This window comes from Streptomyces himastatinicus ATCC 53653 (assembly GCF_000158915.1).
Classification (GTDB): domain Bacteria; phylum Actinomycetota; class Actinomycetes; order Streptomycetales; family Streptomycetaceae; genus Streptomyces; species Streptomyces himastatinicus.
This window is the reverse complement of record NZ_GG657754.1, coordinates 4,388,179-4,397,818: the sequence shown is the minus strand read 5'-3', so window position 1 is coordinate 4,397,818 and position 9,640 is coordinate 4,388,179. Positions and strand designations below refer to the sequence as shown.

The window sequence follows — 9,640 nt, the reverse complement described above, 5'->3', positions numbered from 1 at the left end:
CCGGCGGTCGGCCCGGCGCCGGTGCGCGCCGTGGCTGCGCCGCGACACCGTTCTGCACGTCCATCACGGCGTGCGCCACCAGGCCACCCATCGGGTCGTGCCTGATCAGATCCCGGAGCCTGGAGCGCGAGGAGCGCCCCTCGTTCCCGGGATACAAGTGCTTGCCGAGCCCGACCGCATGGGCCAGGGCGGCGAGCGCGGCGGTCCGCGGGTCCGGCGGTACGCCGGTGCGGATCGCACTGTCCAGCCGGTTCCTGATCTCCCGGCTGATCGCCGTGTCCGTCGCCTGGTAGCGAGTCGTCGGCAGTACCCCGCACATCTGGCCCGCCACGGCATGCACCATGCCGCACCGCTCCAGGTGCGTGAGATACGTCTGGCGCAGCCCCAGCCGGGGCCCGCCGATCCAGTGGACAGCCCGAACCGGACTGCCGCGACGGCGCAGCAGTTCCAGTGCGGAGTCCAGAGTTGGATCTCCTGTCGGCCGTGGCAGCACCACGGCGATACGATCCCCGTCAGGGGCTATCCGTCCGGCCAAGGCCAGCTCTACTAGCTGTGCCCCGGCAAGACCGAGGTCGAGCGACTGCGGCTGCGCCGTGGTACCCGTGGTCGGGTCCAGGGCCAGCAGCAGAAGCTCCTCCGGAATTGTTCTGCGGCTCCTGCCCATCCATGCCTCCCCGCGTGGATGAATGACAGGGTGACCCCTGCCACATTGGTCTGTCGAGAGTGCCTGGGGGATTTGGGTGGGAACCGGTAGGTATGTCTTTCTCGTCTAGCAGATGAGCGATCACCCTGAGGCGCTCTCCGGCGGCGGTGTTGCACGACCGCACGCCGGACACACAGGACACTGGATGATGGTTGTAATGCGGGACGCGGCGTCAGGAGACGCCCGGCGTCCCGTGTGACGTATCGAGGAGGCATCGGTGGCGGGCGAGTCCCCCGGCAAGTCGGATCAGCAGAAGTCGTCGGGGGAGACGGCTAGGGGAGCACGCGATCCGCGGCTCACGGCCTTCCGTGAGGGGGAGGCCGACGGCGGGCATGCGGCGGTCGCCGTGGCCGAGGACGCGTCCGAGCCGACTCCCGACGAGTCCGAGACGGCCTCGGCGGAAGCGGAATCGGAATCTCCGGAAGCCGGTGGTGACGACGGCGCGTCTGGCGTTCGCGAAAGCGAATCGGCGGAGCCGGAGGGCGCGGAGACCGAGTCGGGGCTGCCGGTCCGCCCCACCGACGAGGCGCCCTCGTCGAAGGCGGCGTCCGGCGGAGCCGGTGAGACCGACAAGCCGGAAGGAAGCGACTCCCGCCTGCGGGAGGCCGTCGCGGCCTGGGTCGCGTCCGACGAACCGGACGCGGATGGGGAAGCCGAGGGCGGCGACGACGCGGAGGCCGCGTCCGGCGGCAAGGGTGCGGGTGCGTCCCGTACGGAGACGGCTGCCGCCGAGGGCGAGGAGGACGGCGAGGACGCCGACTCGGCCGCCAAGGATGACGCGCTCGGTGAGGACGCCGACTCCGGCGGCAAGGGTGCGGCGGGTGCCGAGGGTGACGCTGCTTCGGACGACGTGTCGTCGGACGGGGCGGTCGATCGGAAGACCGCGGTGTTCCGTACGGCGGACGTAGCCCCTGACGCCGACGGCGATGAGGATCGCGCCAAGGCCGCGTCCGACGACGAGGCGACGTCGGACGCCGAGTCCGACGACGATGCCGCGTCCGGAGTGAAGGGCGACTCGGCCGCGTCCGGCGGCAAGGGTGCGGGTGCGTCTCGTACGGAGACGGCTGCCGCCGACGTCGACGGCGAGGACGCCGAGTCGGCCGCCAAGGGCGAAGCGCTCGGTGAGGACGCCGACTCCGGCGGCAACGATGACGCGGGTGCGTCGGCCGCCAAGGGTTCGGGTGCGTCCCGTGCGGAGACGGCTGCCGCCGACGCCGAGGGCGAGGATGCCGAGTCGGCCGCCAAGGGCGACGCTGCGTCCGACGATGCGTCGTCGGACGGGCCGGTCGACCGGAAGACCGCGGCGTTCCGTACGCCGAAGTCGGACCCGGACGCCGACCGTGACGGCGATGCCGCGTCCGGCGGCAAGGACGACTCGGGCGCGTCCGGTGACGACAAGCGTTCCGGTGGGCGGCGTCCCGCGTGGGCGGGGGCCGATGACGACGGCGGCGAGGGCGACGACAAGCCGTCCGGGCGGTCCGTCGACCAGAAGACCGCCGTCTTCCGCGCGCCCAAGGTGGACGAGGACGGAAAGCTGGTCGACCGGCCCACCTCCGCGTTCGGCGTGCTCCCGGAGAAGAAGAAGGGCGTCGACCAGCCCACCACCGCGATCAAGGCGCTCCCGAGCGACGCGGACAAGGGCGGCAAGGGCACCAAGCGGCCCGAGGGCGAGAACGAGCGCACCAGCAAGTTCGTACCGCTGCGTTCCACCGACGACCCCGCCCCCGCGCAGGCGAAGGCACCGGCGAAGGAACCCGAGAAGGCCAAGGCACCGGCGAAGCCGGGCGAGCTGCCGGAGACCGAGCGCACCAAGCAGCAGCCGCTGCCGCCGCAGACGCCGGACGGGAAGCAGCCCGCGCCGCTGGATCTGCTGGCGGAGCTGACGAACAGGCCGCCGAAGCCCGAGACGCCGATCCGGACCGCGGTGCGGCGGGTCAAGATCTGGACGCCGCTGGTCATCCTGCTCGTGGTGCTCCTGGGGGTCGCCCAGGCGGTGCGGCCGCTGCCGGAGCCGGAGCTGAAGCTGACGGCCGACGCGTCGTACGCGTTCAAGGGCGAGAAGCTGGCCATGCCGTGGTCCGGCGAGGGCCAGTCCGCGGCCGAGGTCGAGGGCGTGGGCAGCCTGGGCACGTCGGGGGCGCAGAAGGCGGTGCCCATCGCCAGTGTCACCAAGGTGATGACGGCTTACGTGGTGCTCAAGGACCATCCGCTGAAGGCCGGTGCGGAGGGCCCGCGCATCGAGATCGACGCGACGGCGGCCGAGGAGTCGGGGTCGGCCGACGAGTCGCGGGCGTCGGTCAAGGAGGGCCAGAGCTTCACCCAGCACCAGCTCCTCCAGCTGCTGCTGATCAACTCCAGCAACAACATCGCCCGCCTGCTGGCCCGCTGGGACGCGGGGTCGCTGGACGCGTTCACCAAGAAGATGAACGACGCGGCCAAGAGCCTGGGGATGAAGAACACCACGTACACGGACCCCAGCGGGCTGAAGGAGACCACCAAGTCCACCGCGTCCGACCAGCTCAAGCTGGCGAAGGCGGCGATGCAGTCCGAGGCGTTCCGCGAGGTCGTGGCGACGCCCAACACGCAGATCCCCGGTCTCGACGGCAAGATCTACAACAACAACAATCTGCTGGTGAAGCCCGGCGTCATCGGTATCAAGACCGGTTCGTCGACCCCGGCCGGCGGTGCGCTGATGTGGGGCGCGGTGCGGACGATCGACGGCAAGAAGCAGCGGATCCTCGGCGTCGTGCTCGAACAGCGCGCGCCCACTACGCTGGACGCCAGCCTCCAGCTGGCGCAGACGGAGAGCTACAAGCTGATCACCGCGGCGCAGGACGCCCTCACCTCGGCGACGGTCATCAAGAAGGGCGATGTCGTCGGCCAGGTGGACGACGGTCTCGGTGGTACGACTCCGGTCGTGGCCACCAAGGACCTGAAGGCGGTCGGCTGGGCGGGGCTGAACGTCGACATCAAGATCGGTGACGGCGGCAAAACCATTCCGCACACGGCGAAGGCGGGAACCGTCGTCGGCGAGGTGACCGTGGGCAGCGGGCCCGGTCGGGTCAAGGCGCCGGTGGCGCTGCAAAACGACTTGTCCGAGCCGTCCTTCGGCGCGAAGCTGACCCGTATCTCCTGACCCGGACGGGCACCGGCGCGGGGAGCCGCGCCGGTGCCCGCAGCCGCTGACGAACCGCCTCGCGTGCTAGCGTCGCAGGATGTCCCCGACCCTGACTCGCCCAGACCAAGGCGAACCGTGGGGAACCGGAACAGGGTTGAAGAGATGAACAGGGGCAGACCTCGGGGGAGACGGGGAGAGCCACAGTGACCACCGTGGATCCGACACGGGCCGATAAGAACGGGAGCTCGGAGGAGAGCACCGCGGCGCGAATACGCCTGCCCGCGCAGCGCCGACTCGCCGAGCAGGACGCGCGGGACGAGCGCGCGCCGGAGGCGGCCCCCGGAGGTGAGGCCGTCCGGGCGGGAGTGTTCCACCGCGCCTGGGCCGCGCTGCGCCGTCCGGTGCCCGCCGCGCTGGCCGCCGCCGCGGTGCTGCACCTGCTGTGGGTGGCGCTGCTCGCGAACAGCGGCGGCGACCTGGCCGCGCAGGACGCCTGGGCGGAATTCGCCCTCCAGCACCCCGACTCGGCGTACAACCTGGCCTGGTACGGCGGGATGCACCCGGTGTCGTACAGCGTCATCTCGCCCTATCTGATGGCGGTCCTCGGCGTCCGATCGACCATGATCGTCGCCGGGACGCTGTCCGCGGGGCTGCTCGCCCTGCTGCTGGTCCGCAGCCGCTCGGTGGCGCGGCCGATGCTGCCCGCCCTGTACGGCACGTTCGCGCTGGTCTGCAACGCGACCTCGGGCCGGGTGACGTTCGGGCTCGGCGCGATGTTCGGGCTCGGCGCGGTGGCGGTCATCTTCGCGTGGCCGGTGCGGTGGCGGTCCCGGCACTGGCACCACCGGACCGGGCGGTTCCTGCTGGCCGCCCTGCTGTCCGCGGTGGCGACCATGGCCAGCCCGGTGGCGGGCCTGTTCGTGGGGATCGTGGCGGCCGCGCTGTGGCTGACCAATCGGCGTCCGGCGGCGTATGCGCTCGGCGTCACTCCGGCACTGGTGGTCGGGCTGTCCGCGTGGCTGTTCCCGTTCTCCGGTGAGCAGCCGATGTCCATCGGCTCGGTGATCCTGCCGCTGACCGCCGGGCTCGCGGGCTGGCTGCTGTCCCCGCCCGAGTGGCGCACGGTGCGGGTCGGCGCGGCGCTGTACTCGTTCGGTGTGGTGCTCACCTGGCTGATCCCCTCCCAGATCGGCACCAACATCTCCCGGCTTGGCATGATCTTCGGCGGTGTGGTGGTGATCGCCGCGCTGACCGAGCCCCGCATCAAGCCCGCCCGCGCCGAGCTGCGCACCACGCGGGCCGGACAGCGGTGGCTCGCGCTGGTGCTGTCGCTCGCGACGATCACGGTGTGGCAGGTCGTCAAGACCGCCGACGACGTCATCCACACCACCCCCTCGGCGTCCTGGGCCCGTGAGCTGGCGCCGCTGGTGGACCGGCTGAAGCGGGAGGACGCCGACCGGGGCCGGGTCGAGGTGGTGCCGGTGCGCAGCCACCGCGAGTCCTCGGCGCTCGCCCCGTACGTCAACCTGGCGCGCGGCTGGAACCGGCAGCGGGACCTGGACCGCAACCCGATCTTCTACGGCGAGAACACCCTCACTCCCGCGACCTATCACGAGTGGCTCAAGCGCTGGGCGGTGCACTTCGTGGTGCTGCCCGCCGACAACCCGGACCAGGGGGCCGAGAAGGAGGCCCGGCTGCTGGAGGACACCAAGCTGCCGTATCTGCGGCAGGTGTGGTCGGACGCCAACTGGAAGCTGTACGAGGTCAAGGACCCGACGCAGCTCGCGAACCCCCCGGCCACCGTGCAGCGGGCGGGCGCCGACCAGCTGGTGCTGAAGGTGCGGGAGCGCGGGCCGGTCCTGATCCGCATCCCGTACTCGCCGTGGCTGGGCCTGGTCGACTCCGAGGGGCGCAGCGTCCACGCGCCGAAGGCCGACCCGCACGAGGAGCTGCCGGTCAACCGCCAGGGCTGTCTGACCAAGCAGGTCGAGGGCGCCGTGGAGGGCCAGCCGGAGGACGAGTGGACCGTGCTGCACGCGCCGCGCGCCGGTACGTACCGGATAGCGGGCAAGTACCAGCTGCCGCGCGGCACGCCCTGCCCGAAGGACATGGCCCCGTAGGACCGGTGCATCATCCGCAGACGGTCGACAGCCAGGGCCGTCCGCGCTCGTCGTGCAGGTCGGTACGGACCTTCTCCAGGCTGGTCAGCAGCGCGTCCGGGCCCTTGGCCACCTCGCTGAGGTAGGCCAGGGCGGCGCGCTGGAAGGCCAGCCGCATCCGGGTCGGCATGGCGTCGGAGGCGTCCAGGCACAGCGAGCGGGAGTTCTTGAGCGCCTTGGCGATCTTCTCGCCCACGTCGTCGGGCTGGACGGTGACGGGGACGTCGCCGTTCGCGAAGAACGGGCGGGTGCGGCCGGACGGGGTGTTCTCCGCCCAGGCCGTCTGCACCTTCGCCGAGGTGAGGTACGCCAGGAGGCGGCGCGACTGCGGGGTTTCGTGGAACATCGCGGCGAAGTCCGCGGACACCTCCCGGGCGGTGGAGGCCCGGTCGGCGCCGGGGATCAGCCCGGTGGAGAAGGCGAACGAGGCGTGCGCGCGGTCCTTCGGCGGGTAGCCGCCGCGGATGAACGAGCCCTGGTGCTCCAGCGCGCACGGGGGCCGCGCCGCGAACAGCTTCCGGCCCGCGTCCCGGAAGTCGGTGAGCAGCGCGGTGCGTGCCGCGCCCTTCCCGAACAGGGAGCCCCAGGTCCGCCACGCCTGCCCGATCCGAGGGTCCGTCCAGGCCAGGGCGCCGGTCGCCCAGTCTTCGTAGACGGCCTTGCCCTGCTGCTGGAGCAGGATGTCCTCGATCCAGTCGGTGCCCGGCCAGCCGGAGGTCGCGTCGCCGCCCATCCCGGCGCACCACTGGCCGTCCCGGGCGGCGAGGGCGGGCAGTTCACGCCGTTTGTGACGGGCCGCGTCGTACCAGACGATGCTCTTCAGGTCGGCCTTGACCGCGATGCCGTACACCGCGCCGTCCCCGCGCGGCGCGGGCTTCCACAGCGGTCCGTAGGCGGCGAGCGTGTCCCTGGGGAGCACCTTCTCCAGCGGGACCAGGGCGTCCGCGTAGGTGGCGAGTTCGCCCGGGCTGGGCAGGACGGCGATGTCGGGCGGGGTGCCCGCCTTCACCTCCGAGGACAGCACCTCGCGCAGCGCGGTGGTGCCTTGGTAGTCGACCCGGATCCCGGACTCGTCGGTGAACGACTGGAGCAGATCGCGGAAGGCGGCGCCCTCGTCGCCGGTCCAGGTGGCCAGCACGCTGACGCTGCCGCGCGACTGGCGGCCTCCGGTGTCGCCCGCGCCGACCGCGGACAGCACCACCAGCCACAGCCCGAGGACGGCCGCGGTCACGTTGAAGGAGCGGGTCCGGGCGCTCATCGCGGCTGGAACCGGTACTCGTCGATGCGCGGCTGGAGCCCGACCAGGATCAGCGCCGCGAGGACCGCGCCGCCGAGCGGGATCCAGCCGACGACCCCGGCCCGCCAGCGGGTGTCCCGCAGGGTGTCGGCCACCTTGTCGGTGGTCTCGCCGCCGTTGGAGCCGATGTTCGTCTGGTGCAGGGTGCCGCGGGCCTGGTCCAGCCGTCCCTGGGTGTGGTGGGTGAAGAAGGCCAGGGGGATCACCGCGAGCAGCAGCGCGGTCGCCGCGGCCAGCCATGGGTTGACCAGGCGGCGGAAGCGGCGCCGCAGATAGCGCTGGGTGCGCCACAGCAGTACAGCGAGGGTGCCGAACAGCGCGGGCACCAGCACCCACCAGGCGAACGCCAGCAGCCAGCCGAACGAGGTCTGCGCCCGCAGCACCCGCTGCTGCCCTTCCTGCACGGTGCCCAGCCGGGCCAGGACGCCGTCGTGGTCCCGGGTGAGCATGGCGGTGGCGTAGCCCAGATAGGCGTTGCGCAGATCCTCGTTGGCGCGGTTCACGTACGCCTGCTCGATGATGTCGCTGTACGAGGAGACCAGCCCGGCGATGGTGAGCAGCGACTGCCGGGCCGCCTTGCCGCCGGTGGTGCTCTTGACGGCCTGGGCCAGGCTCTGGTTGGCGGTGGACAGTTCGTTGCGGTAGTCCTCGCCGAGCCCCTCGACGTCCGTGGTGGGGCCGTCGAGGCTCAGCTCGGCGCGGGCGTTGGCGGCGTGGAGAGCGTCGGTCGCGGCGGCCACCTGGAGGATCGCCGGGGTCGACCGCTCGCTGACCGCCGCGGAGTTGCGGCTGACGCCGTAGTACGCGGCGAACAGCGCGGTCACCGCCGCCGCCGTGAGGACGAGCAGCGCGGTCAGCCGCCGGATGAGGAACGTCCGCGTCCCGCCCGCTCTTCCCCGCTCGGTCCCGCTCATAAGGCCCCCTCCGGGCTCAGCGGGGTGTCGCACTTCTGGCAGTACGCGGCGGTGGCGGGCGCGGTGCGGCGGCAGGACGGGCAGAGCCGGTCCGGGCCGGTGGGGGCCGCGACCGGGGCGGTGAAGCGGACGCTCTCCTCGGTCACGATCATCGCCGAGTTGAGGTCCAGCGGCCGGATGGGCTCCCGGATCCGCACCTCACCGGTGGCGGCGTCGACGATGTGGACCAGTCCGCGCAGCCGCTCCAGCATCTTGGCGCTGCCCAGCCCGTGCGCGAGCCGGACGGCCTGACCCCACTGCCGCCTGGCCTCCTCGCGGTCGCCCGCCTCGTACGCGTCGCAGCCCGCGGTGATGGCGTGGCCGAGGGAGGCATCGGCCCCGTAGTGCGCCAGCCGGGGGTCGACGCGGGAGGACAGCAGCACGTCGTCGGTCCACTGGACGAGCACGGACCGGGCGGGCGGCGCGACGGGCAGCGGAAGGGCCGTATCGCCGTCCGGGGCGAGGTCGACGTCCGGCACGACATCGACGGCGGCCAGTTCGACGTCCTCGCCCGTCGGATCGCCGTCGGGGTCGGCGAGGACGCACAGATGGAACTCGCGGGACTCGTCGCCCCACGCGTCGGTGCGGCACTCCCAGGTGCGGGCGTCGGGCCGGGTGCCCTCGTCGGTGAGGTCGGCCCGGGTGGGGTGCACCTGCTTGACGAAGGCGATCCGGCCGCCCGCCCGGGTACGGACCCGGATCCGCAGCCCGGACAGGGCCTTGGCCATGGAGGCGCGCGTCATCTCCTCGAACTCGGCGGCCAGCGCGGAGTCGTCCAGCACCGCGTCGGCGCGGCCGTGCAGCCTGCGCACGATCTCCTTCAGCTCGGTGGCGTCCCAGCCGTCGCCGATGCCGCGCGCGTCGCAGGTGAAGTGCGGGGCGCAGGCGTCCAGCACCTTGTCCAGGTACCCGGCCGCGTCGTGTTCGTTGCGGCCGTCGGTGAGGAGCAGGGTGTGCCGGATCGCGGCGGGGCGGCCGAGGTGGAGCCGCCGGGCGAGATCCAGCCAGGCGCCGATGGCCGTGCCGCCGATGGCGGGCAGCCGGGCCGCGACCCGGGCGGCGGCCGCCCGGGTGTCGGGGCCCGCGACGGCCATACCGCCCGCGAACGGATAGACGACCTGGGCCTGTTCGGTGCCCTCGATGATCGCGAAGTGGGTGCCGTCGCGCAGGACGCCGACGGCGGTCGCGGTCGCCCGGCGGGCCGCCGCGATCTTCGTCGGGGGCCAGCTCATCGACCCGGAGCAGTCGATGACGATGACCTCGGAGGCGGCGGTACGGGCCGCGGCGGGGCCGAGTCCCCGGGTCTCGACGCTGATGACGGCGTGCATCTCGGCGCGGCCCGCGGCGGCCGGGAGGTACTTGTTCTGGTGCACGCGCAGCGTGATGGAGGGCTCGTCGCCCTCGGGCTCG

At 72.5% G+C, this 9,640-nt stretch carries 6 protein-coding genes; 2 read left to right on the top strand and 4 right to left on the bottom strand.

The window, feature by feature from the left end; translation table 11 throughout:
* Positions 1-664 (bottom strand): GOLPH3/VPS74 family protein (locus SSOG_RS18130; protein WP_009715699.1); only part of this gene is annotated, 664 nt, incomplete at its 3' end.
* 256 nt (positions 665-920) lie between these two features.
* Between SSOG_RS18130 and SSOG_RS18125 the strand changes: the two genes are divergently transcribed.
* Together SSOG_RS18125 and SSOG_RS18120 are read left to right on the top strand one after the other, a co-directional pair.
* On the top strand, positions 921-3,839 hold the full coding sequence (locus SSOG_RS18125) for a D-alanyl-D-alanine carboxypeptidase (protein WP_039938001.1): 2,919 nt from the start codon (positions 921-923) through the stop codon (positions 3,837-3,839).
* A 185-nt stretch (positions 3,840-4,024) separates the two neighbouring features.
* Positions 4,025-5,941, top strand: a complete 1,917-nt coding sequence (locus SSOG_RS18120; protein WP_039938000.1) for a hypothetical protein — start codon at positions 4,025-4,027, stop codon at positions 5,939-5,941.
* Positions 5,942-5,951: 10 nt separating this feature from the next.
* On the opposite strand, the gene SSOG_RS18115 is transcribed toward SSOG_RS18120, so the two are convergent.
* From SSOG_RS18115 to SSOG_RS18105, 3 genes are all read right to left on the bottom strand, one after another.
* Positions 5,952-7,238, bottom strand: a complete 1,287-nt coding sequence (locus tag SSOG_RS18115) for an ABC transporter substrate-binding protein (RefSeq protein ID WP_063631573.1) — start codon at positions 7,236-7,238, stop codon at positions 5,952-5,954.
* The gene (locus tag SSOG_RS51110) at positions 7,235-8,191 is read right to left on the bottom strand and encodes a hypothetical protein (RefSeq protein ID WP_039937997.1); all 957 of its coding nucleotides are present in this window, start codon (positions 8,189-8,191) and stop codon (positions 7,235-7,237) included. The genes SSOG_RS18115 and SSOG_RS51110 overlap by 4 nt, the downstream gene beginning before the upstream one ends.
* Positions 8,188-9,640, bottom strand: a 1,453-nt coding sequence (locus SSOG_RS18105; protein WP_039937994.1) for a VWA domain-containing protein, incomplete at its 5' end; no start/stop codon positions are given. The genes SSOG_RS18105 and SSOG_RS51110, both read right to left, overlap by 4 nt.